17 protein-coding genes are annotated in these 23,285 nt (G+C 71.3%); 11 read left to right on the top strand and 6 right to left on the bottom strand.

What is annotated here, in order from left to right:
* The first annotated feature begins 606 nt into the window (after window positions 1–606).
* The 6 genes from ACFWEE_RS05065 (at window position 607) to ACFWEE_RS05040 (ending at window position 7,929) form a co-directional block, all read left to right on the top strand.
* A complete protein-coding gene (locus tag ACFWEE_RS05065; RefSeq protein WP_386886453.1) occupies window positions 607–2,046 on the top strand; it encodes a nucleotide sugar dehydrogenase in 1,440 nt (479 codons plus the stop codon).
* Complete coding sequence (locus tag ACFWEE_RS05060) at window positions 2,043–3,557, top strand: glycosyltransferase (protein WP_386886451.1); 1,515 nt, start codon at window positions 2,043–2,045, stop codon at window positions 3,555–3,557. Before ACFWEE_RS05065 ends, ACFWEE_RS05060 begins: the two co-directional genes overlap by 4 nt.
* Entirely contained in the window at window positions 3,554–3,748 is a 195-nt protein-coding gene (locus ACFWEE_RS05055) for a hypothetical protein (RefSeq protein WP_386886449.1), read from the top strand. Before ACFWEE_RS05060 ends, ACFWEE_RS05055 begins: the two co-directional genes overlap by 4 nt.
* Window positions 3,745–5,391, top strand: coding sequence for a polysaccharide deacetylase family protein (locus ACFWEE_RS05050; protein ID WP_386886447.1), 1,647 nt, complete (start codon window positions 3,745–3,747; stop codon window positions 5,389–5,391). The genes ACFWEE_RS05055 and ACFWEE_RS05050 overlap by 4 nt, the downstream gene beginning before the upstream one ends.
* On the top strand, window positions 5,388–6,365 hold the full coding sequence (locus tag ACFWEE_RS05045; RefSeq protein ID WP_386886445.1) for a hypothetical protein: 978 nt from the start codon (window positions 5,388–5,390) through the stop codon (window positions 6,363–6,365). Before ACFWEE_RS05050 ends, ACFWEE_RS05045 begins: the two co-directional genes overlap by 4 nt.
* An 826-nt stretch (window positions 6,366–7,191) precedes the next feature.
* The gene (locus ACFWEE_RS05040; RefSeq protein ID WP_386886443.1) at window positions 7,192–7,929 is read left to right on the top strand and encodes a hypothetical protein; all 738 of its coding nucleotides are present in this window, start codon (window positions 7,192–7,194) and stop codon (window positions 7,927–7,929) included.
* A gap of 230 nt (window positions 7,930–8,159) precedes the next feature.
* Here ACFWEE_RS05040 and ACFWEE_RS05035 read toward each other — a convergent pair whose 3' ends face one another.
* The 3 genes from ACFWEE_RS05035 to ACFWEE_RS05025 all read right to left on the bottom strand — a co-directional run bounded on the left by ACFWEE_RS05035 (window position 8,160) and on the right by ACFWEE_RS05025 (window position 17,014).
* Entirely contained in the window at window positions 8,160–8,567 is a 408-nt protein-coding gene (locus ACFWEE_RS05035) for a hypothetical protein (protein ID WP_386886441.1), read from the bottom strand.
* A 19-nt stretch (window positions 8,568–8,586) separates the two neighbouring features.
* Complete coding sequence (locus tag ACFWEE_RS05030) at window positions 8,587–15,798, bottom strand: polymorphic toxin type 27 domain-containing protein (protein ID WP_386886439.1); 7,212 nt, start codon at window positions 15,796–15,798, stop codon at window positions 8,587–8,589.
* A 769-nt stretch (window positions 15,799–16,567) separates the two neighbouring features.
* Window positions 16,568–17,014: a VOC family protein gene (locus tag ACFWEE_RS05025; protein WP_386886437.1), complete on the bottom strand. Its 447-nt coding sequence runs from the start codon at window positions 17,012–17,014 to the stop codon at window positions 16,568–16,570.
* 228 nt (window positions 17,015–17,242) lie between these two features.
* On the opposite strand from ACFWEE_RS05025, the gene ACFWEE_RS05020 reads away from it, so the two are divergent.
* Window positions 17,243–18,115, top strand: coding sequence for a DUF6461 domain-containing protein (locus ACFWEE_RS05020; protein WP_386886435.1), 873 nt, complete (start codon window positions 17,243–17,245; stop codon window positions 18,113–18,115).
* A gap of 443 nt (window positions 18,116–18,558) precedes the next feature.
* Window positions 18,559–19,728 (top strand): MarR family transcriptional regulator, encoded by a 1,170-nt coding sequence (locus tag ACFWEE_RS05015; RefSeq protein ID WP_386886433.1) that lies wholly within the window; start codon window positions 18,559–18,561, stop codon window positions 19,726–19,728.
* A gap of 194 nt (window positions 19,729–19,922) precedes the next feature.
* Here the strand turns inward: ACFWEE_RS05015 and ACFWEE_RS05010 are convergent, their stop codons facing one another.
* Window positions 19,923–20,129, bottom strand: a complete 207-nt coding sequence (locus ACFWEE_RS05010) for a DUF397 domain-containing protein (protein WP_386886431.1) — start codon at window positions 20,127–20,129, stop codon at window positions 19,923–19,925.
* Entirely contained in the window at window positions 20,126–20,959 is an 834-nt protein-coding gene (locus ACFWEE_RS05005) for a helix-turn-helix domain-containing protein (RefSeq protein WP_386886429.1), read from the bottom strand. Before ACFWEE_RS05005 ends, ACFWEE_RS05010 begins: the two co-directional genes overlap by 4 nt.
* A gap of 90 nt (window positions 20,960–21,049) precedes the next feature.
* Between ACFWEE_RS05005 and ACFWEE_RS05000 the strand changes: the two genes are divergently transcribed.
* The 3 genes from ACFWEE_RS05000 to ACFWEE_RS04990 all read left to right on the top strand — a co-directional run bounded on the left by ACFWEE_RS05000 (window position 21,050) and on the right by ACFWEE_RS04990 (window position 22,332).
* Complete coding sequence (locus ACFWEE_RS05000) at window positions 21,050–21,295, top strand: hypothetical protein (RefSeq protein WP_386886484.1); 246 nt, start codon at window positions 21,050–21,052, stop codon at window positions 21,293–21,295.
* An 80-nt stretch (window positions 21,296–21,375) separates the two neighbouring features.
* Window positions 21,376–21,594, top strand: a complete 219-nt coding sequence (locus ACFWEE_RS04995) for an NUDIX domain-containing protein (protein ID WP_386886428.1) — start codon at window positions 21,376–21,378, stop codon at window positions 21,592–21,594.
* Window positions 21,595–21,852: 258 nt separating this feature from the next.
* Window positions 21,853–22,332 carry a hypothetical protein gene (locus tag ACFWEE_RS04990; RefSeq protein ID WP_386886426.1) on the top strand — a complete coding sequence of 160 codons (480 nt, stop codon included), beginning with the start codon at window positions 21,853–21,855 and terminating at the stop codon, window positions 22,330–22,332.
* A 355-nt stretch (window positions 22,333–22,687) separates the two neighbouring features.
* Here the strand turns inward: ACFWEE_RS04990 and ACFWEE_RS04985 are convergent, their stop codons facing one another.
* The gene (locus tag ACFWEE_RS04985; RefSeq protein ID WP_386886424.1) at window positions 22,688–23,212 is read right to left on the bottom strand and encodes an ArsI/CadI family heavy metal resistance metalloenzyme; all 525 of its coding nucleotides are present in this window, start codon (window positions 23,210–23,212) and stop codon (window positions 22,688–22,690) included.
* Window positions 23,213–23,285 lie beyond the last annotated feature (73 nt).

Genomic DNA, 23,285 nt, shown 5'->3' with positions numbered 1-23,285 from the left:
CGGGTATCGGACGGGAGGCCGCGGAGGGTCCGGGGGGTCGCGGAACGGCCCCGGGCGTGGCCCGCGCGCGGAGGGTGCGGTGTGGGGGGTGAGTCGGCTCCACGGGGGGCGTGCGGGGGCGTGCGGGGGCGCCCGGCGGGCGGGATCGAAGGTGTGACGGCCCGTCGGTGCGACCCGGCCCATACGGTCTTCTGATCATCTCAACGTCGAATGGCCGGGAGCATTCCAATTCCCCTTGACGGGCACGCCATTGAAATGATGAGTACGCGAACGGGTAGCGGAAAAGGCCCGATTACGCTCCCGCGTCGTGTCCATCCCTGTCTTTCGTGACGAATCGGGCACGATTCCTCCGTGGCGACAGGACGACATCAGAATCCGGACGAGCCGGGGGCGAACTCCGGGCCGAAGCATCCGGCATCCTCCGACCCGGTGGGAGACGTTCCCGCACAGGGGCGTGTCGAACCCGCCCCGAATTCCCCAACGCCCCCGCAGGCGAACGCCATTGACGGTTCGGCTCCGAGGCCCGGCCCCGATCCGGCGCCGGAGGACGGCACTCCGTTCCGCGTACCGCTGTCCCGGACGGAACGCCACGGACGGGCCGTCGCCGTGATCGGACTGGGGTACGTCGGGCTGCCGACGGCCCTGGCGCTGCGGGCGTCCGGGGTACGGGTCATCGGCATCGACGTCAGCGCGGACCGGCTGCGCGACATCCGCGCGGGCTCCGTGGACCTGGCGCCCCGGGACCGGGAACGCCTGGCGGACGCCCTGCTCGACGCGGCCTTCCTGCTGACGGACGACCCCCGGGCCTCCGCCTGGGCCGACACCGTGCTGATCTGCGTCCCCACCCCCGTCGACCCCCACCAGGTGCCGGACCTCACCATGCTCACCGCGGCCTGCGCGTCGGCGGTCGCGTACGCGGTGCCCGGCCAGTTGCTGGTGCTCACCTCCACCAGTTACGTGGGCACGACCCGGGACCTGCTGCTCGCGCCGCTGGCGGCACGGGGGATGAGGGTGGAGACCGATGTCTTCGTGGCGTTCGCCCCGGAGCGGATCGACCCGGGGAGCGCCGGCCACAGCCAGGACCTCACTCCGCGCGTCGTGGGCGGCGCCGGACGCCGTTCCACCGTCTCGGCCGCGGCGGTCCTCTCCCGGATCTCGCCCTCGGTCCACACGGTCGGAAGTCCGGAAGCCGCCGAGATGACGAAACTCTGGGAGAACACGTTCCGAGCCGTCAATATCGCGCTGGCGAACGAATTGGCCGACAACTGCGCGGTTTTCGGCCTGGATCCCCGGGCGGTGATCGACGCCGCGGCGACCAAGCCGTACGGCTTCATGCCTTTCTATCCGGGCCCCGGAGTCGGCGGTCACTGCATTCCCTGCGATCCGCATTATCTGCTCTGGCAGCTGAGGGCCGAGCGGATTCCCTCGCCGGTCGTCGACGCGGCGATGCGGGCCATCGCGGAACGCCCCGGGCGTATGGCGGGGCTCATCACGGCGAAGCTCGCCGCACGGGGAATTCCGGTCGCCGGGGCCCGCGTGCTGCTGGTGGGGATCGCGTACAAGCGGGGCGTCGCGGACCTGCGGGAGAGCCCGGCGCTGGAGATCATGGGGCTGCTCGCCGACTGGGGCGCGACGGTCGCCTTCACGGACCCGCTGGTGCCACGCGCCGAACTGCGCGGCGCCACGCTGACCGGCCTCGCCGACCCGTGGGAACAGCGGTGGGACCTGGTGGTGCTGCACACCCTGCACCCCGGCACCGACCTGAGCCGGCTGGGCCCCGAACACACGGTGCTGGACATCTCCCAGGACCGCAGAGGGCCGGGAACCGCCGGTACGTACCGGGCGGGCGGCGCGGCCGGAGCCGCGGGCCCGTCCGGAGCCGGATGGGCGCATGCCTCCGCGTCCGCAGCCGGCGGGCCGTCCGCCGGGGCCGGAGCGCACCGCGCCGCCGGGGCCGACGCCCCGCTCCGGACGGACGTGCCGCCCCGGACGGACGCCGCGCTCCGGACGGACGGGCCTGCCGGACCGGTGGTGGCGCCGGCATGACCCTGACCGATCGGGCCCCCGCCGACCGGCCGTCCGCCGACCGGACCCCCACCGATCCGCGGACCCCCGCCGCCCGCAACCCTGCCGACCGGACCCCCGCCGCCCGGGCCCCCGCCGACGGAACCCGGCGAGACGCCGGAGCGTTCTCCGGGGCCCGGCGCGGGGTGCGCCGCCTGCTCGTGCTGCTCTGCCTGATGCCCCTGACCGTGCTCCTGGCCCGCCAGGCGTTCCGGCTGCCGCGCCTGGACACCGCGCCCGCGTACGGCCTGGTGGTCCTCGCGGGCACCATCACCGTGCTCTACCTCGCCTACAGCCGGTACGAGGACCCTTCGACGACCTCCGGCCCCCGGGAGCCCGACCCCGGCTTCCCGGCGCTCCCCGCCCGCCCGCGTGTCGACTTCCTGCTCGCGGTGAAGGACGAGGCCGGTGCCATCGAGGCGTGCGTGCGCTCCATGGCCGCCTCGGACTGCCCGCGGGTGCGGATCATCGTGGTGGACGACTTCTCCACCGACGGGACCCGCGACACCCTGATCCAGCTGCGGGACGAACTCGGCATCACCGTCCTGCTGTTGGACGAGAACGTCGGTAAGAAGCACGCCCTGGTCGCCGCGGCCGGGCAGGCGGACGCCGAGATCATCGCCTTCACCGACTCCGACTGCGTACTGGCGCCCGACGCGCTCCGCCGCTGCGTGGACGCCCTCGCCCGCCACCCGGACCTCGGCGCCGTCAGCGGCCACTGCCGGGCCCTCAACGCGGACGTGTCCCTCCTGACGCGCGTGCAAGACGTCTGGTACGAGGGGCAGTTCAGGATCGCCAAGGCGGCGGAGTCCTCCGTCGGCTCGGTCTCCTGCGTCTCCGGGCCGCTCGCCGTCTTCCGCCGGGAGGCGATCGTCAACTACCTGCCCGCCTGGGCCGGGGACCGCTTCCTGGGGGCCCCCTTCCGCTTCGCCACCGACCGCCAGCTGACCGGGTACGTCCTCGGGCAGGCCTGGATCGGCCGGTCCCTCAAGGACCGCTACCGCGACTCCCCGTTCGTCGCGGACGAGGACCACCCCGAACGCCGCTGGCGGGTCGGTTACGTCCGGTCGGCCCACGTCCGCACCAACGTCCCGTCCCGGTTCCTCCCTCTGATGCGCCAGCAGGTCCGCTGGAAGAAGAGCTTCATCCGCAACCTCTTCTTCACCGGCTCCTTCATGTGGCGCCGGGGTCCCGGACCTGCCGTCCTCTTCTACGGGCACGTGCTCTGGGTGCTCGCCGCGCCGCTGATGGCCCTCCTCCACCTGCTCCGGGCCCCCCTCCAGGGCGCGTACCTCCTCTCCCTCCTCTACGTCTGCGGTGTCCTGCTCAAGGGCTGCGTCTGGGGCCTCGCCTACCGGGCCGACCACCCCGGTGACACCCGCTGGAGATACCGCCCCCTGATGAGCCTCTTCTCCTCGCTGGTCCTCGCCTGGCTGCTCCCGTACTCCCTGCTCACCGTGCGCCGCGGCATCTGGTCGAGGAGCGCGACATGAGGGCGGGCGACCGGAGGTCCAGCGGCTGGCGGCTGGGCGAGGCGAACCGGGGCGGCGCGGGCACGGGCGACCCGGCGGCGCCCGACGGTGGTGCGGTGCGGCGCGCGGCCCGGCTGCTGGCGGGGGCCCTGACCGCCTGCGCGGTCCTCGCGCTCTACCTGCTGGTGCTGTTCCGGGGAGACCTGACGTGAGCGGCGGCGCCCCGGCCTCCGTACGGGCGGCGGGGGTTCGGGCCCTGCTCGGGCTGCTCGCCCTGGCGCTGGTCGCCCTGCCGTTCTACGCGGTGTGGCGGTACGAAACCCACCGCCGGGAGGTCAGCCCGCAGGCCGCGCCGCCCGCCGCAGGGGTGCCCGGACCGGCGGCGGGCGCGGCGGACGGTTCCCCCGCCGACGCGGCGGCGCCCCCCGTCGTGCTGGCCTACCACGACGTCGGGCCCGGCGGACGCGGCAAGTACACCGTGACGCCCGAGGACTTCGACGCGCAGCTCGCCGCCCTGACGAGGGCCGGCTACCGGAGCCTGACCACCGAGGAGTTCGTCCGCTACCTGGCCGGGGGAGCCCCGCCCGCCCGGCGGTCCGTCTATCTCACCTTCGACGACGGCACCCACGGACTCTGGGTGCACGCCGACCGCATCCTCGCCAAGTACCGGATGCACGCGGCGGTGTTCCTGATCACCGGCTCGGTGGGCCGCCACCGCCCGTACTACCTCTCCTGGCAGGAGATCGGGCGCATGGCCGCCACCGGCCGGTGGGACTTCGAGGACCACACCCACGCCCAGCACCGGCGGGGCGCGGTCGACGCGGCGGGTACGCGGGCGTCGGCGCTCTCCAGCCGCCTCTGGCTGCCCGGCGAGCGGCGGCCGGAACGCGAGGACGAGTACCGGGCGAGGATCACCGGGGACCTGGACACCTCGTTCGCGGAGATGGCCCGGCACGGACTGCCCCGGCCACGCCTCTTCGCGTACCCCTTCTCCGAGGCGTCCGAGGTCTCCGAGCTGTCGGAGGTGTCCGGGGTGTCCGGGGCGTCCGGGCCCGTCGGTTCCCGTGACTCCGTCGGCTTTCTCCGGCGCGAGCTGGCCGGCCGGTTCGCCGCCGTCCTGACGAACAGCTCCGACCGGCCGCTCCCCGCCGGACGGCGCGCCGCGGCGGCGGGCGAGGTACGGCGCATGGAGATCACCCGGGAGACGGACCTCTCCGCGTTCCGCGCCGGACTGGAACTCTGGACGGCGGTGCCGCCGGGCGCCTGCCCCGAGCCGCTGAAGGACCCGGCCCGCTGGGAGCCCATGGGCCACGGCGCCCGGGGTGTCCGGGGCGGTGTCGGAATCTTCACCGGCCGGGGGCCCTATCCGGGGAGGACGGGGTACGCGGGGGCCTACTACCGGCCCGTCGCCACGGCGGACTGGACCGACTACACGGTGGACGCGACGATCGACCGGTTGCGCGAGGCGACGAACGACGTCGGCATCGTCGTGCGCGACGGCAGCCTGGCACCCCTCACGGTGTCCCTGAGCCACAGCTACGTCAGCCTCTTCGCGGGCACCGGGGCCCGGCGGACCGAAGTCGCGCGGCGCACGCTCCACGACAACGCCGTGCACCGGGTGCGCGTCACCGTGCGGGGCGACCGTACCGAGGTCGTGGTCGACGGGCGCTTCCGGATCGACTGGACCGAGCGGCGTGCCACCGGCGGGAACGGCAGGGGCGGCCTCGCCCTCAACGTCCGCAACGGCGACGCGGAGGGGGAGTGGCCCCGCTTCGCCTCCCTCCGCGTCGCCGCGCTGCCGGGCGCCGGCACGGGCACGGCGACCGGGACAGCCCCGGCGGCGGGGGTGCGGTGAGCCGTCGGCGGCAGGGCGGGCCCGCCCCCGGGTACAGCCGCCGCGCGGTGGTCGGGCTCGGGCTCGCGGCCACGACGGGCGTACTGCCGCTCACCGACGCGCCCCCGGCCGCGGGCCCGTCGGAGACCGGCGCGGGGGCCGGGGGGAGCCGGGCGGGGAACGGGGCATCGCGTGGCGCGGACGCCCGTCACGCCGACGCCGAGACGGCCCTCCCGGCCCCGGCCCCGGCGCGGGGCGACGACACCTCGCTCACCTGCGGGGTTCCGGACGCCCCCGCCTTCCTCGCGGTGTTCCACGGCTCCGGCCTGATCACCAACGAGTACGCCCACCGGCACCCCGGTGCCGCCGACGCCCGCACCCACCCCGACTGGACGGTCACCAGCGGATCGCTCTTCGCGGACCGGGGAGACGCCTGGAGCGGAGTCCCGGACGGGCTCTCCCCGGACCCGCTCTCCCGGCTGCACACCGGCTCCTCGGTGCTGCGCGCGGTGACCGTACGACGGGACTTCGCGGACACCGTCGTACGCACCCGGGTCCTGCTCCGGCCCCCCGGCACCACCGCCCGCACCCCCGCGACGGACTGGGACGGCGGACACCTCTGGCTCCGCTACCGCAGCCCCCAAGAGCTGTACGCGCTGAGCTTCCGGCGGCGCGACGGCCTGGTCGTCATCAAGCGCAAGTGCCTGCCGCCCGACGCCCCCGACGCCCCCGACGGCACGGAGGGCACGTACACGACCCTCGCGCAGGCGCACTGCGCGATCCCGTACGACACCTGGCACTCCGTCGAGGGACGGGTACGCACCACGGCCGAGGCCACCGTCCGCCTGCGGCTCCTCGTCGACGGCCGGACCGTCGCCGAGGCCGTGGACACCGCCCCCGGGGCGCTCACCGGCCCCGGCGGGGTGGGGGTGCGCGGCGACAACACCGAACTGCGGTTCACCGCCTTCACCGCCGTACCGTGCCCGGCTCCGTGAGGTCCTGGCGACGGGCGCCCGTGAAGCGGTAGTCCAAACCTTGCTCGCCCGGCGCTGTGCCGTGTCCAAACCAAGGTGAGCAGCACCGAGAGCGGGAGGTTGCTCGTGTGCAGGGGCCACCCCTTCGGGTAAACCGCAAGTCCGGAACTGGCTGTGTAGACGGCAACCGCACGGCCGGTCCCGTCGTGGCAGCCGAACCGGTCCCGCCGGCGGTGGCCGCCGGACCTGCCGTACGCCGTCCCGCTCCGGACGGCTACCGCCATGCGCTTGCTGCCCACCGCGCCACCTGGCCGACGAAGTACCGACTCGAAGGTCCGGGCCGCCGTCGAGCGGCAGATCCGCGCGCAGGCCCGCGAGCCGGAGGAGTTGTTCGGCGACGGCCGCCGGGCCCTCGAGGAGTACCGCGCCCAATCCGCCGCCCAGCAACGTGCGGCGACCTTCAGGGACGCGGCCCGGGCCCGGGCGCTCCAGAGCCTCGCTGTCGAACGCGCGGGCCTCACCACGCTCGTGACACCGGTCCCGGCTCCCGCGCCCGAGCGCCCGGACCAGCCGCGCTACGGGTCACGATCGGCGCCGGAATGGAACGAGGCGGCACGGTTGGCAAGTCCGCGCGTCTGTCGGCAACCGCGCCGGAGCTGTTCGGTGGCCTTTCTGCGGAGCGATCGCGCAACCGCTGCCTGCAGCGCTTTGTCTTCGTCATCCTGATGTCCAGGCGAAGGCCACGGTCACTTACTTTTCGACGTCGAATTGTTACCCAGGGCAAGATCGCCTTTCGCTAGGATATTTTCACCTGTGTTCGCAATCTGAAAATTTCCAGGAGACATTGGTGTTCGTCGGTAGAGTCCTTTCGGCCGCAATCGTCCTGCCCGTTCTCGTGCTGGCTTCGGCCTGCAGCGCGGACACGCACGACAAGAACGCGGAGAAGAAGCCCGCAGCCGCTGACAAGGAGTCCCCGAGCAAGAAGGGCGAGGTCGACGAAAAGGCCATAGAGAACGCCAAGAAGATAGGTGCCGTCCCGCCCGCCGAATTGGAGAAGGCGGCTCTTTCCGGAAAGACCGCCGGGTACGAGATGAAGAAGGTATCCGAGGCGGAGGTTTCAGCCGGCCTGGACATGAAGGCCGACAAGAAGGAGTGCCAGCCCCTGGCCAGCCTGGCGGGCGGGACCACCAGCATCGAGCCGGTGAGCCTCGTGCACCGCTCGCTGGCACCCACCGACGCCAAGAACGCGACGGTCGGCTCCATGTGGCTGGCCTCGCACTCCGAGAAGAACGCGAAGCAGGTCATGAACGACCTCCGCACCGCGTTGAAGGAATGCCCGAAGGGTTTCAAGACGCTCGGCCTGGCCTACAAGGCCGTCAAGCGGCTCGGTGACCCGGACCTCGGCGACGAAGCGGTCAGTTACGACATCACCACCGCCGTCTCCGACCAGACGATTCCCACGACCTACACGGTCGTGCGGCGCGGCGGTGTGATCGCCGCTTTCTACGGAGTCAACATGCTGGACGCGAAGAAGGCCGCCGTTCCGGCGAAGTTGGTCGAGGAGCAGTTGAAATCCCTCGGCTGAGAAATGTTCGGACAAAGGGAAGTAAAAGACAGAAACCGCAGAATGCCCGGACCGTGAAATCGGTCCGGGCATTCTGCGTTCACAGTGGGTGTCGCGCTGCTCCGGGGTGAGCGGTCGGTCGGGACCGCTCACCCCGGAAGTCACGTGAGGTCGTGCTGCCGTCGCCCCGTACGGAGACCGTGCCGGTCCACCAAGGAACAACCCTTGGCCCCGGACACGGCACTACGAGGTCAGTCGACGTGCCCCGATTCCACCGGGAAGTCCGGCGGCCAGGGCTCGTCGTACAAGGACTGCCGTTCACCCATCAGCTCGTACTCCGCCTCCCGCCAGTTCGGATTGGCGCCGACGACGAAGCTGTCGCCGTCCCGCTCCAGCATCCAGGTGTAGTCGGCGCTTGCTTCCGGAATGCCGTGCCGTTCGCTGAGCACGGCGAACTCGGCAGCGGTCGCCCGCCGTATCTGGAGCCCGTTCCGGTAGAGGGGCTTGAGGAACATCAGTTCCACATGCCCGATGGAGACCTCGACCCTCGTCGTGGTCCCGTCCACCAACGTGGCCTGACTGGCCAGGAACAGCAGCCGGTGCGAAGGGAGGAACGCGGTGACTCTGAAGAGCCGCCCCTCCCGGATGAAATCGGTCATGATCACCATCTTCCTCTCACTACTCGACCGGCGTTCCGTTGGCGTACGTCAAACGCTTCGGGTACACCCGCTCGAACACCTTCGCGCCGTTCTCGTCCAGCTTGGTCATGTACCACTTGATGGAGTCCCACGTGCGGTACTCCATGCGGAGGGCAGCACGCAGTTTGACCATCTCCCACGCGGTGCCGTAGCCGCCGTCCTGAATGAGCTTCCAGCTGCTGTCCGGGATCGACTCCCCTCTCTCCAGCAGCAGAGCCAGCGCCTCGTCGGCGTTCTTGGCGCCTTCGACCCCGTCCAAGGTCACCGAGAGCTCCACCTTGGGGTTGGAGACCGCTCGCTCCACTCCCACGGTCCAAATGGCGCGCTTGCCCATCCCCATGCTCTCCGGCAGTTCGATGCCGTACAGCGCCTTGTTGTTGAACGTGTTCCCGCCGACGGTCGTGGCCAGGTCGTCCGAGTAGGGGTTGATGCCGAGGACGACGTGGTCGCCGTCCTTCACCAGGTCGGCGAGGATCCCGGCGCACTTCTTGACGATCTCGTCGCCGGCCGCGGCGACGGAGAACGACACGACCCGGAAGGTCGCGATGTCCTCCGCCTTGCACGCCTCGTCGAGCTTCCGGAGGATCCGGCTGATGATGCCCTGGACGGCTCCTTCGGCCAGGCCGAGGGAGCGGAGGGCCAGCCATGCCTCGGTGAACTTGATGCCGGTCCTGACGGAGGCATCCAGCGCGATCACCGCGGTCTTGGCCGCCTTGAAGAGCGCGCCGGCCACGAACCAGCCGATCGCCCAGGCGCAGTCACCCCAACTGCCGCCCGACACACCCGGGGTGATCAGCTTGGCGCAGCCGATGAAGTCACCCAGCAGGATGTCGATCGGATCGATGCCCGAGTTGAACTCGACCATGGTGAGCGTGTACTTCATCGGCTCGGTCTTGGCCTTGGACACCTCGGTGCCGAGGTAGACGGTGTCCGCCTCCGGGCAGCTGCCCGAGTAGGACCCCGTCAGGGCCACGCACATGAACAGGTCGACGTGCGACTTGTAGGTGACGTCGGCCGAGATCGTGCAGTCGCCGATGTGGATGATCGGGTTGCAGTTGTCCTTGTCGACGTTCTTCGGTTCGCCGATGTACTCGATGTGGTCGAGGACGCCCCACACCCCTTCGATTCCGGTGGTGACGCCCTGCGAGATCTGCTCGTTGTTGCCTTCCTTCTCGGCGCGGTCCGCGGCCTCCTGTGCCTCGTTCGCCGCGTCCCAAGCGTTTTCGGACGCCTCTTCCGCCGCCGTCGCGTCGGTCTCCGCCTGAGTGGCGGTGTCGCGGGCGCTGGCCGCGTCTTCCTCGGCCTGGGTGGCGGTGGCACGTGCCGAGGCGGCGTCGTGCTCCGCCTCGGTGGCCGCGGCGTCCGCCGCTGCCGCGTCCGTGGCGGCGTCGTTCGAGGCCGTCCAGGCCCTCATCACGTCCGCGCCCGCCGCCTGGGCGTAGCCGTCGGCTCGGTTCGCCGATGCCTCGGCGAGCTTCGCGTCCTTCGCGGCCTGGGTGGCCGAGGCCTGGGCCCGCTGGTACGCCTTGGCGGCGCGGGCCGCGTCGGACGCCGCTGCTGCCGACGCCTCGGCCGCAGCCTTCATGTCGGCCGCGGCCTGGGCGGCGAGGGCCTTCGCCTCCGCGGAGAACCCCTCGGCCAGGTCTGCCGTGGCGGTTGCTGCCGCTGCCTGCTGCTGGGAGACCGTCAGGGACTGCTGGCCGGTGAGTGTCGCGAACGCGGCCGAGCTGTCGGTCTCCTGGTAGGGCGTGCCGAGCGTGATCGCTTCGTTCGCCGGCTTGATCACCGCTGCGGCGGAGTCCCGCGCCGCGAGTGACGACTGCACGGCCGCGAGCGCCTTGCCCGCGGTGACCGCGGCCCATGACGCCGTCTGCAGCGCCTCACTGCGCGCCGCGGTCGCTTCCTCCTTGGCTGTCTTGGCCGCGGCGGAAGCGATGTCCGATTGTTCCTTGGCGCCCTTGGCGTCGAGCGCCGCTGCCTCGGAGGCGTCGATCGCCTCGGCCGCCGCGGCGTGGGCAGCTGCGGCGGAGCCGACCGCCACCAGGTACGAGGCCCAGGTGGCGTCGGACGCCGCCTTGGCGCGTGCTGCCGCGCCCTGCGCCTTGGTGGCGGCCTCACGGGCGTTGGTGGCTGCGGCCGTGGCGGCGTTCGCCGCCGCACGCGCGCTGGTGGCCGCGGTCGTCGCCGTGTCGGCGGCGGCTCGTGCGTCGGTGGCGGCGGCACGAGCGGCCTCGGCCGCGTCCGTACCGTCCACCGCCGCGGCGTGGGCCTCCAGGGCCGCCGCCTTCGCGCTCAGCGAGTCCCGCCGTTGCTCGGCCTCCAATGCCTTGTCGCGGGCGGCGACCGCGTCGCGCTCCGCCTGCTCGGCATCACCCCTGCGGGCCGACGCCGTACTTCCCGCCGCCTCGGCCGAGGCTCGGGCGTCGCTGGCGATCTGGCCCTGCGCGGACGCTTCCGCCTCTGCGGCGGATGCCTTGTCCCGCTCGCTCTCCGCAGTGGCCCGGTAGGCCGCCGCGTTGGCGCGCTCCAGTTCGGCCACGGCGCGCGACGCTTGGGCGTCGGCCGCGGCCTGGCGTGCGTCCTCCTCCTCCGCCAGAGCGGTTTCCTTGGCCTTCTTGGCGGTCGCTGCGTTCGCCGCCGCCGAGGCCGCGTAGGCGTCGGCGCTGTCCGCCGCCGCCTTCGCCTGAGCTGCGGCCTCCTCCGCGGCGACGCGCCTGAACTCTGTGTTCATCGCGTGCGCTTCGGTCTGCGCCAACGCGAGCAGCGTGGCGGAGGTCTCGGCGGTGGCGTTGACGGCCTGGAGCGTGGTCTGTGTGGCCTTGGCGGCGGCGTCGGCAGCCGCGCTGGAGGCGCGGGCGACCTGGACGGACTGCTGGGCGTACATCAGGCCCCGGCCGCGCGGGACTTCGGCCGCGTCGGCTATCGCCCAGGCGTCCTCCTGCGCGTCGACGGCCTTCTGCGCGGCGGTCTTCGCGGTGGCAGCGTTCGTCTTGGCGGAGGTGACCAGGGCGGTGACCTTGCCACGGGCGGTGGCGAGATCGGTCTTGGCCTGGTCGAACATCGCCTGCTTGGGCTTGAACAGGTTGTCCGGGTCGTTCTCCAGCGTGTCGTGCCAGACGCGCTGCCAGGTGAGGATCTGCTCGGCGCGCCACGCCTGGCCGACGGCCTCGATCATGTTGTCGGTGGCCCGGCGGGTGGCGGCCGACGCGTCGGCCTCCGCCTGCGTGATCAGGGTGCGGGGCGCGGCCTGGGCGGCGTACTCCGTCTCCCACTCGGTGTACGCCTGGGCGGACACCGCGGAGAGCTTGCTGCGCGGGTCCTTCGGCTCAGCGCTGTCGCAGGCGGACCACGCCTGCTTGAGGTTCTCGACCTCGACGCGGAACTCCGGGCTGTCCTTCGCCGGGGCCTCGGTCAGGAAGCCGCCGTGCCGGAGGTAGGAAGCGATGTCACTGGCGGTCGTTCCGCCGGAGAAGCGCGTGTTGTCCACCGCGCCGTCGCGCAACATGACATCGGCGCCCCAGTCGTTCCAGGAGTCCTTGCCGAGGTTCTCCTCGGTGATCTCCCTGGCCCGTGCGACAGACGCGGCACTGGGGTTGCTGTGCCCGTCCCAGCCGAGCTTGAAGGAGATTCCCTCCTGGGTGGCAGTGAACTGCAAGACCTCCTTGTCGAACGCCGGCACGTGCAGGTCCATGTCGTCACTGAAGAACGCGGACAGCGCGTAGGGCCTGTTGGCCCGCTCCAGGGCGTCCGAACGGGCCGCGACGGCATCCCCGTAGTCGTTCGAAACCTGGACGTCACGCTCGCGCGCCTGGCCCAGCGGTCCGACGCCGATCCAACCGATGTCACCGACAGCCGCACGCAGCTCGGCATCGGTGCCGGACAGCGCCGTGATGGCCTCGGCCTTCATCTCCGGGCCGCCCGCGTGCAGCGCGACGCCGGCGATGCACCGGTCCAGACGCGGGGTGCTGCGGGTCGTACCGATCAACCCGGTGAGTTCGCTCAGCTTGCGCAGGGCGTCGTCGGCGTCGATGAAGACCTGCTGGATGCCGGTGCTCACCTGGTCGATCGCCGCCGCGAGCGCGGGGATCCGGCCGACGACGACGGCGGACGAGGCGATGTCCACCAGGTCCCAGAGACAGCTCTCGACGCCGCTGTAGCTCAGGCATTCCTTGACGTCGGCCACGCCGAGGTCGTCCAGGAGGATCTGCCCGCCGTGGGCGGCGACCCAGTCGAGCACGTGGACGGAGACAGCGGCGTACGCGTCGCGGTAGTCGTCGACACAGCTCTGGCCGCACTTCTCCAGCAGGATGGCCTCCTGCTGCTCGCCCAGCTCGGCCCACGAGGAGGGGCCGCCCGGAATCGGGTAGTCGCCTTCCTCCATGGCCTGCTGGTGCTGCTGCTCGTTCTGCTCCCGCTGCTCCTTCTCCGCCTGGTCGGCGGCCTCCTCGGCGGCGGTGCTGCCTGCGTCGGCGTCGGAGGCGCGCTCCTCTGCTTCCTTCGCATCCAGGTCGGCCTGCTCGGCCTGGTCCTTGGCTTCCTGCGCGTCCTTGGCTGCCCGATCCTCAGCTTCCTTCGCCTTCAGCGCGTCGCGTTCGGCATCGGTGGCCTCTCGGTCCGCGTCACCGGCGACCGTGTCGGTGCTGTTGGCTGTCTGCTGGGCGCTGAGCGCGTCGTCGCCCGCCTGCTGGGCGTAGTCGGAGGCCGTGTCAGCAGCCTTCTTGGCACCTTCCCGGGACGTGCCCGCCGCTTGAGCGGATGCCTGGGCGGCGACCGCCGCCGTGATGGCGCGCGCCGAGTCCGTGGCGGCCTGCGCCGCTGCCTCGGCTGCGACCTTCACGTCGTCCTCGGCCTGCTCGGCAAGGCGCTGTGCGTCCTGCGCGGCCTCTTCGGCTTCGGCGGCCTTGGCTTCCGCCGCGGCGGCCAGCTGCTCGGCCACCGTCTTGGACTTCTGGCCGGTCAGGACGGCGAACGCGGCGGCGCTGTCGCTTTCCTGATAGGGCGCGCCGAGTGCGACGGCGTCGGCCGCGGCGGCCACCGCCTTGGTCGCGCTGTCCCGTGCCGCGAGAGCGGCCTGCCCTGCGGCGTAGGCCCGGCCGGCGGTGACGGCGGCGGAGTCGACGGCCTGCGCGGCCTCGATCCCTGCCGAGGCCGCCTCGTCACCGGCCCGCTTCGCCAGGGCCGATGCCTGGTCCGACGCGGTGGCGGCGTTCTGGGCACGCAAGGCGGCGTCGCCGGCTGCGTCGAGTGCCTTGGCAGCTTCAGCTCGCGCGGTCGCCGCGGCACCGGTCGAGGCAAGGTACGCCGACCACGCTGCATCCGCGTCCGCTTGGGCCCGTCCGGCAGCTCCTTCGGCCTTCGTCGCGGCGGACCGTGCGGAGACCGCAGCGGCCGTCGCGTCGTCCGCCGCGGTGTGGGCGGCGGTGGCGGCGGTGACCGCTGCCGCAGCAGCTTCCCGCGCCTGGTCGGCGGCCGTGCGGGTCTCCCCGGCCGCTGCCGTACCGGCGGCTGCCGAGGCGGCTGCCTCCAGGGCGGCGGCGCGTGCCGCGGTGGCCTGCTGCTTCTGCTGGGCCGCCGCAGCCCTCTCGCGGGCTGCCTGGGCGGCCTTCGCCTTCGCGTCGGCGGCCTCGCGCTTGGTTGAGGCCTCGTCAGCGGCCGTCTTGGCGCTCGCCTTGGCCGAACCGGCCGAGGTCTGCTGTGCCGTGGCGCGGGTTTCCGCTTCGGCAGCGATGGTCCGCTGCTGGGCCGCCGTGGCCCGTGAGGCGACGGCGTTGGCGTACTCCAGCTCGGCGGAGGCGCGCTGGGCCTGCGCGACGGCCGCCTTCTGACGGGCCGTCTCCTGCTTCCCCTTCGCGGCGGCCTCGGCCGTACCGGCGTCCTTCGCGCTGTCGGCCGCGGCCTCGGCGTTGGACTCCGCGCTGTCGGCCGCGGCCTTCGCCTGCGAGGCTGCTTCCTGCGCGGCGATCCGACGGAACTCGGTGTTGAGCGCGTGCGTCTCGGTCTCTGCCTTCGCCGTCAGAGTCCGGCTGGTGCCGACCGTGGCATCGGTGGCGTCCCGGGCCGTCTCAGTGGCCTTGGCAGCCGCCTCGGCCGCAGCCGCCGAAGCGCGGGCAACCTGCACGGACTGCTGGGCATACATCAGACCCCGGCCGCGCGGCACGTTCATGGTGTCGGCGATCGCCCACGCCTCCTGCTGCGCGGTCGTCGCGTTCGTCGCGGCCGTCTTCGCGGCAGCAGCGTGACCCTGGGCCGACGCCGCCAGCGCGTCCGCCTTGGCCCGGGCATCGGCGAGGTCGGTCTCGGCCTGCTCGTACAACTCGGGCTCGGGCTTGAAGAGGAACTCAGGATCGTTGGCGAGTGCCTGAGCCACGACCTTCTTCCAGGTCAGGATCTGGTCCGCACGCCATGCCTGCTGGACGGCCTGGATCATGTCGTCCGCTGCCGCGCGGGTCTCCTCGGCTGCGGTCAGCTCCGCCTGGACGATCGTGTCGCGCTGGGACGCCTGCCCGGCGTACTCCAGCTCCCACTCCGTCATGGCGGTCATGATCGGGCCGTCCATCACCCCTGCCGAGCCCAGCGGGTTCTGCCAGTTGCAGCCGGCCCAAGCCTGCTTCAGGTCCTCGACCACGACCCGGTACTCGGCCGAGCCCTCAGCCGGCGCCTCCGTGGGGAAACCCCCGTACCGGAGGTAGAACGCGACATCACTGGCCGTCGTGCCCCCCGAGTAACGCGTCCGGTACACCTCCTCGTCGCGCAACTGCCAGTCGGCTTCGAACCACTCGTTGTATCCAGCACTTCCCTCCCGGTCGTAGTTCTCCTGCGCGACCTCGCGGGCGCGGGCCACGGCCTCGGGGCTGGCGTTGGTGTGGCCGTCCCAGCCCAGCCGGTCCGCCAGATTGTCCTGAATGCCGAAGTACTGCCATATCTCGGTGTCGAACTCCGGGATGTGCCAGTCCATCTCGTCGCTGTAGAAAGCATTGGAAGCGAACGGCTTGTTACCGTCCTCCAGCGTCGCTTCCCGCTTGTCCAGTTCCTTGCCGTAGGCGAGGTTGTAGTCATCGTCCTGCGTGTCGGCCCAGCCGATCGGCCCGTAGCCGATCCAGTCACCGAGGGCCGTCCGCAGCTCGTCGGCACTTCCCGCGAGCCCTTTCGCGGCCTCGGCCTTCATCTTCGGACCGCCGAAGTGCAGCGCCACGCCCGCGAGGCAACGATCCTCCCGGACGGCCTCTCCGGCGACGTTCTGAAGAGTGCTGGCGCCCTCCTCCCGAACAGGCGCCGCAGAGGCCGGTGCCGCACCGATCAGTCCCGCAAGTAGGGCCACAGCGGAGACAAAAGCCGTCCCGGCCGTGGCTCTGTTCAAAGCCTGTCTTCTACGACGACGGCGCCTGCCGACGTCCCGAGCCCATGACATGAGATCTGCCCAACTTCCCGAGGGAGGCAGTGCCCGCCCGCGGGCAGGACAAAGCCGCCCCGGGCATGGGCCGCCCTCTCGGGGTGACGTCACTCCGGCGCGCTCTCCCCCCTCAAGAGCAAGCAACCACCGTTCTGTTGACGACGCATGACTGCCTTTCGGGTACGACCGTCGGCAGGACACGCCCGAGAGACCTTCCCACGCACGTACCGGTCATGGAAAGGTCAAAAGATCTTCACCTATGCCCCATCATCCACTCAGCAGGAGACAAAACGGCCTCAGCCGTTTCGAAATCGTTGCACTAGGCACTCGTTGCCAACGCCGCGCCACCTGCCGGGACGACCATTCCGCGAGCAGACCGCCGAACCTGCCGTACGCCGTCCCGCGCCAGCCGGGCTATCACGAGGCGCCCGCCGCCCACCGTGTCGCCCGCCGGCGAGGACGACCACCGGCGCGACGGTCCGGCGGCCGTCGAGTGGCGACTGCTCGGCGGCCTACCGATGGCGCTGCACCGGGGCGTTGCCCCACTGGTGCGGGTTTCAGTGCCGATAGCTCAGACGAGGGTCGTGGCCGGGCCCGCCGCGACGCAGAACTCGTTGCCCTCGGGGTCGGCCATGACGAGGTGGTGGCCGGTGAACTCCTCGCGTACGACCCCGCCCGCCGCGACCAGACGTACGGCCTCCGCCATGATGCGCGCCCAGCGCTCGTCGCGCGTGCCGTGGCCGGGCACCCGGATGTCGATGTGGAGCCGGTTCTTGGCCGTCTTGGGCTCGGAGACCCTGAGGATCGCGAGGCGGGGGCCGACACCGTCCGGATCGCAGAGCCAGGCCCCGTCGTCCACGGACTCGTCGTCCGGCAGGTCGAACTGGGCCAGCCACTCCGCGCGGGTCGCGAAGGGGGCGGGCGGCGGCTCGTCGACGTAGCCCAGCGCCTCCCGCCAGAACCTGGCGAGGAGCTGCGCGTCCGTGCAGTCGAGTGTGAGGTCGATCCTGGCTGCCATGGGCGGACTGTACCGGTAGGGGCGGGCTGTACCGCCAGGGGCGAGGGTTGCGCGATCGGTGGCCGTGTGCGGTTGGCACGGAGTGAGTGCGCTGGTTCGCCGTGCGCTGTGCGCCGTTCGCTGTGCGCCGTTCGCCGCTCGTCGTTTCCCGGCGAGTGGCGTCAGCGGCAGGCCGCAGGGACCGGCTCGCGCCGGGCGTTGTCAGAGGCGTCGGGCACACTGCGCCGTATGAACTCGGTGACCGCGCACGACTACGCCTGGATCCGCAACTCGCCCCTCTTCGACCAGCTGTTGGAGTGGGGATACACCCTGACCCTGATACGGGGGCGGAGTCCGCACGAGGTGCTGCGCGCGGTGGAGGCGGAACCGCGCGGCACCGGAGAGGGCACGGCCGGCCTGGCCGATGCGGAGGACGCTCACCGTGACGAGGTGGATGGCGACGAGTGGGAGGACTCCTACGTCGTGGGCGCCTTCGCCGCGCCGGGCGAGAACGGCGACTGGACCGTTGTCCTCGGCTTCGACGGCGGTCTCGGGCTGCCGAGCGTGGAGAAGCTGTCGGAGGGCGGCCGGGTCGTGGTGCACTCCACCAACGGCGGCAAGCCCATCCACCTCTTCCACTGGTACGAGGACGGTGAGCTCCGCACGATGTTCGAGGACGCCTCGGCACGCCACGGCAGCGGCTCCGACGAACTGGTGCCCCTGCTGGCGGAAGTCGGCTTCCCGGTGACTCCCGAAGGGGAGCACGACGAGAGCGCCCCGGACCTCGACCGGTTCGACCGCAAGGCGGCGGTCCTCGCGCTGACCGAACGGCTCACCGGCGTACGCGTCACCGAATCCTTCCTCCGGGACGCCACGTACGAACTGGGCCTGGTCCCCGAACAGCCCGCCGAGGAGTGGACGAGCGTGGTCATCGACATCACCGATGCCCACGGAGAGCGGTTCTACAAGGAGTGGACCTACGAGGAGGTCGCGGCGGCCTCCGCCCGTGCACGGGCGGAGGCGAACGCGCCGGTCGTGATCACCTACGAGCAGGCCCCGTCCGTGATCACCTGCGGCGAGCCGGGGGCCGTGGATCGTGCGGCGCGGGGAACGGGGGAGTAGGGGCGAACGGGTGCAGAAGGCACCCCGGGACACTCGCTGTTGTCATGAGGCCGACTTGAGTCTCTGACCCCGGGCTCGGTCCCGGCGCTCGGAGCCCGGGGCTCGGGATGCGAGCGTCGATCCCCTTTTGGCACTCGTGCGAGGGACGGGAGTGGTGCCCGGGTTGACGCCTGTGCCGGTGCTTGAGCTTCGGGATTCGGGGGTCGGGATGCGAGGTCCGGAATCCGAGCGGTGTTGTTCATCCGGGAGGTAGGTAGGGGGGTTGAGGAGACCACCCCTACCTCCCACCCTGGTCACGACGAGCAAGTATGACTAATGGTGAGCGAGTTGCGGCGAAGAGTAACGCATGCTTACGGTGCCCACAATGAATCGACCCCGACGCGGTGTTGGCGCACCAGGCCGGGGTCTCACCAAAGATCGACAAGGCAGAAAGACCCGATCTCGTGGCTATTCAGCAGCTTAGCCCTGCCCTGCCCGCACCCGCAGCTTCCCGCCCGTACCGCAGGGCCAGTGTCGGTTACGGCAAGCGGTCCGTGTCCGGCCAAGTCGCCTCCGGACCGCGCGACTTCGCGTTCCTGTCGGAGCGGGAGCGGTATGTCGCCGCCTACGTCGACCACTTGCCCGACGGCGCCGCGATGGACATCAAGTCGCTGGCCAAGGACCTGCCCCTGTACGGCCAGATGGCCATCGGTACCGCTCTGCGCGCTCTCGGCGTGGCCGGGCACTTGCGGCGGGTACGCAGGCGGGCGGAGGGCGGTGGCGCGTGCCGGTGGGTGACGCTCACCTTCTGGTCGCGCACCGCACGGGACAACGAGTGGTGGACCGCCCATCTCGAAGGTTCAGCCGCCGCACCCGAGCAGCCCTGCGCACCCTCCGTCGAGCCGTGCTTCACGTCCCGTTCCGACGCGGTCGTCCCCCAGCAGCGCACCGACGAATCTGCCCCCGGCCGGACTCCGTCCCCCGCCGAATCGGCCCCCGGCCGGTCACCGTCCTCCGACCGGACGTCGGAGGCGGTCACCACGGCCGACCCCGGCCCGGACCTGCCGGTACCCCCGGCGCCGCAGGCTGCGCCGGTCGCCGCGACGCCTGCCACGCCACCGGCTCAGAGTGCGCCTCCGGTTGCCGCCGATTGCCCCTCACCCGCGTATGTCGCCCTGGCCGAACTCGGTCTCCGCGAGCCGCGCTTGACGCTCTCGGCTGCGGACTGCGAGGTGCTGGAGCCGCTTGCCGCCGCGTGGTTCGCGCGGGGTGTCAGTGCCGGGTACCTGACGTCGGCGCTCACCGCCGGACTTCCCGAGCAGGTCGGCTCACCCGTCGGGCTGGTGCGCCGCCGCCTCACCGACAAGATGCCGCCCCGACTGTCCCCGACCCCCACCCCGCCGCCGCTCCCGGCACCGGGCACCCCCGGCTCCCCGGTACACCGACTCCTGGTGGAGTGCACCGACTGCGGGCGCCCCGCCCGCGCCGAAGCGCTCCCGGACGGCCTCTGCGCCCCCTGCCGCACCGCCCACCAGGCCCCGCAACCCGCCGACCCGGGTGCGGCCCCGGCCGAGATCGAACGCGACGTCCCGGCCCTCGTCGCCGGACTCCGCAACCTGATGCGGACCCCGTGACCAGCGCTCACCTCCCACCTGCTTGGTCACGGCCGAGAGTGCCGCTCGGGAGGGCGCCTTGATGGCAACCGATCGTAGGTCGGTAACAGCGTCAGGACGCGCGCCCGCGTCGCGCAACTCGGCCGTCGGACAGTGGACAGCCCCACCGTGCACGCACGGTGGGGCTGTCCACTGTTAGCAGGGTCGCTCGGTGGTCAGCCGGCGAACCCTTCGGTCTTGACGCCTGCCACGAACGCGGCGAAGGAGTTGGCGGAGATGTCCAGGACCGGGCCGCTCGTGTCCTTGGAGTCGCGGACGGGGACGATGCCGTGTACCGACAGCAGGTTCGCCGCGACCTCGATACAGTCGCCGCCGTTGCTGCTGTAGGAGGACTTGTACCAACGAGGGGATGGGGTCGTCACGGGTTGCCCTTTCGTACCTGTTCGATCATGGCCACTGACGCGGTGTGCGACAGCACCTCGGCCTGTAGCTGATAGTAGGCCGTCAACACTCCTTCTACGAAGCGTCGCTCTCGCTCCAAGTGCCCTTGGAACTGGCTCTCCGCGTATCCGACCATGGACCGGTCGGGGAGGGTCAGGAGTCGAACCGGCAGGTTGAACGGTCTACGCTCTGCGACGCTGTACGGCGCAACCTGCAGCATGGTGCGGGGCAGGGCAGCGAACTCGATCAGTCGGTCAAGCTGCGCCCGCATGACGTCGGCGCCTCCGACCTTCCGATACAGACAACTCTCGTCTATCACCACGTGGAGCACAGGTGGGGTAGGGCGCTTGAGGATGGTCTGCCTCTCCGTAAGGAACGCGATCCGCTCGGCCGCCTGCTCACTTGTGATGGCCTGGCGTGCTACCTCGGCGTCAGCCAATGCGGCAGCGTAGTCCGGAGTTTGAAGGAGCCCGGGCATGATGCCGCCGTTCTCGAACAGGCGGATCTCTACAGCTCGTGCTTCAAGCGCCGCGTACTCAGGGAAGCCCTCCAGGAGGGCTTGCTCCCGCACGGAGCGGCAAAGCTGTTCGAACTTGGTCCCCGATCCCAAAGCTTTGTCGACGGCTCGCGCAAACTCTAAAGTTGGCAATTTCCGACCAGTTTCGACCGCAGAAATATGCGAATTGGAGTATCCAACGAGCAAGGCGAAATGGGTCTGTTTGATCCCTTGCGCTTCGCGTGAGCTGCGCAGTTCTGCGCCGAACGCTGCGGCCGGAGATTCGTCAGGGTTTAACGGGCGTGTGTTGACCACGTTTTTCCTCCGAGCAAGAAAACTTGAAGACGGCGACAGACTAGGCCACGCTGAGCACCCCTGGTAGCGGAACTGCTACAGAGAGGAGCGATCGTGTATGCGCCTGGTATCGCCTCTCCGCCGCCGGCCGTCGGGACGGTGGTGGTGGACACCGGCCGTGATGGCCGCATCGGCGAGTTCCGGGGAGTCGCGGGCCCTTACTGGTCGTTGCGCCCCCTCGGCGGCGGGCTCGAATGGGAAGCCGCACCCGGAGCCGTCCGGCCGGCAACCTCGACAGAGCGGCTGCGCGCAGAGAACGCCCGGTGCAACGCCCGGAGTCGGGGTGACGTGCTGTGAGGGCGCCGAGCGCGCGTGAACCGGTGGCTGCCCCGGAGTCGGCGGGGCGGCCTCGTGTGAGCAGAGAGGAAGGGAAACCCGTGGCACGGGTCGACTGCATCGAACTCCCCACTCCCGTCCGGCGGGTCGGCGCCACCGTCTTGGTGCGCGACCGTGCCGGGGCCGTACTGCTGGCCAGGGCCCCGCGCGAGAGCGAGTGGCGACTGCCCGGTGGGGTGGCGTACGAGGGCGAGACCGTCGCGGGGGCGGCCGTCCGGGATCTGGCCGAAGTGACGGGCCTGGTGAGGAACTTCTGCTGAACGGCCTGGTGGCCGCGTGACCCCCTGGGAGTCGGATCCCGGTGGCCCCGTTCGGCACTTCTCGGAGCCGTAGCCACGGAGTCCCTGGAGCCTCAGCCCCCTCGTAAAGCCCCGTCCGCCGGTCCTGCCCCCCCGGGCCGGGCGGACGGCCCGCCCCGCTGCGACTGGTCCCCGCAGCGCGGGTGCGGGCCCCGCTCGGCCCTCCCCCGGGGTCGGGCGGGGCTCCCTTCCTGTCAGCGACACTTCCACGACACTTCCGTGAGGCCTCTCGTGCTGCAATGCACCGCTGTACGCCGTATCCCCGAGATCGAAGCGCTGGTCGCCCTGACCACCATGGAGAGAGCGCCCGCGCAGCCCGTCGACCACCTCTCCTTACTCGACGCGTACGCGCTCTGCGAGCTGGGAGAGCATGCCGAGGACGTCGAGCACGCCGCCTTCATCGGGGGCGCGGAGGACGGGTCCGACATCGACCTCTGGATGTACTGGGACGACGGTCTCCCGGCCCGGTTCGAGGAGTCCCGCTCGTGCCGGGCCATCACGTGGCTGATCACCCGGCCCGACAGGGCGGACCGGTGCACCCTGCCCCCGGGGCACCCGCCGGGCCACTCCTGGGACGTGACCGACCCGCTCGGTGACCTGCTGGACGAGGCCGCCCACCGGGCAGTCGGCCCGCTCCTGGACAAGCCCGTGGACGAGCCCGTGGACGAGCACGCGGAAGACCAGGGCGACGCGTCGTGACGGAGGGGCTGTACTTCCACTGCAACGACGTCCGCCGCGCGCCGTGGGCGGACCTGGCCGACCATCACATGCTGGCCGACGTGGCCCGTACGGTGACCTGCGAACTCGCGCAGAACCACGAAGGTGACCACGCGGACCACCTCGACTATCTCGGGCTCGGGCCCGGTGACGTCTGGGCGTACTGGAACGACGCCGACCCGTGTCACGTACGCGGTTGCCCCACCGTGCGGAGTGGCGGACCGGGCGCTCCCCGCGGTTCAGCAGGACCCCTGTCACCTGTACGCCGGTCACCCTCCAGGTCACTCCTGGGGCTTCGCGGACATGCTCCACGAGTAGGTGGGGCGCCTTGGCCGCCTCACCCGCCGCAGCCGCACCCCGCAGTCGCGGCAGTGGTCGCGGTCGTGGTCGCGGGCGTGACCGCGGCAGGGTCCGCCGCGGCCTCGCCGTCCTCCGGCCGGTCCGCGCAGCAGGCGTCCCCGCCGGGCGTGAGCGCGGGGCTCTTGCCCAGCTGATCGGCGTCGGCCTTGACGGTGTAGACCTCCCAGGGTTCCTTGCCGGGGCCGTGGACCCACACCTTGTCCTGGAGGGCGTAGCAGCAGGAGGTGTCGTTCTCCTCGAAGGTCGCGAGCCCGGCGTCCTTGAGGCGGGTGGTGGCGGCGGTGACCTCGTCGGTGCTGTCGACTTCCACGCCGAGGTGGTCCAGGCGGGTCGCCTGGTCCGGTTCGCCCTCGATGAGGACGAGCTTGAGCGGCGGGGTGGCGATCGCGAAGTTCGCGTAACCGGGGCGCCGCTTGGCGGGCTCGGTGCCGAACAGCTTCGAGTAGAAGACGACGGACGCTTCGAGATCGGCGACGTTGAGCGCGAGCTGGACGCGGGACATGACGTACTCCTCGATCAGGTTGTATCGATGTCTGTCTATTCAAGGTTGCGCCCTGAATCGAGGAACGTCAATA

The organism is Streptomyces sp. NPDC060184 (assembly GCF_042728795.1).
GTDB lineage: Bacteria > Actinomycetota > Actinomycetes > Streptomycetales > Streptomycetaceae > Streptomyces.
The sequence above is the reverse complement of the archived record's forward strand: the minus strand, read 5'-3'. Positions and strand labels throughout refer to the sequence as shown.

What these genes read in the sequence shown, in the direction of transcription:
- ACFWEE_RS05060 (WP_386886451.1), top strand. Translation starts at nt 2,043, where the DNA reads ATGACCCTGACCGATCGGGCCCCCGCCGACCGGCCGTCCGCCGACCGG.
- ACFWEE_RS05055 (WP_386886449.1), top strand. Translation starts at nt 3,554, where the DNA reads ATGAGGGCGGGCGACCGGAGGTCCAGCGGCTGGCGGCTGGGCGAGGCG.
- ACFWEE_RS05035 (WP_386886441.1), bottom strand. Translation starts at nt 8,567, where the DNA reads ATGACCGATTTCATCCGGGAGGGGCGGCTCTTCAGAGTCACCGCGTTC.
- ACFWEE_RS05025 (WP_386886437.1), bottom strand. Translation starts at nt 17,014, where the DNA reads ATGGCAGCCAGGATCGACCTCACACTCGACTGCACGGACGCGCAGCTC.
- ACFWEE_RS05020 (WP_386886435.1), top strand. Translation starts at nt 17,243, where the DNA reads ATGAACTCGGTGACCGCGCACGACTACGCCTGGATCCGCAACTCGCCC.
- ACFWEE_RS04985 (WP_386886424.1), bottom strand. Translation starts at nt 23,212, where the DNA reads ATGTCCCGCGTCCAGCTCGCGCTCAACGTCGCCGATCTCGAAGCGTCC.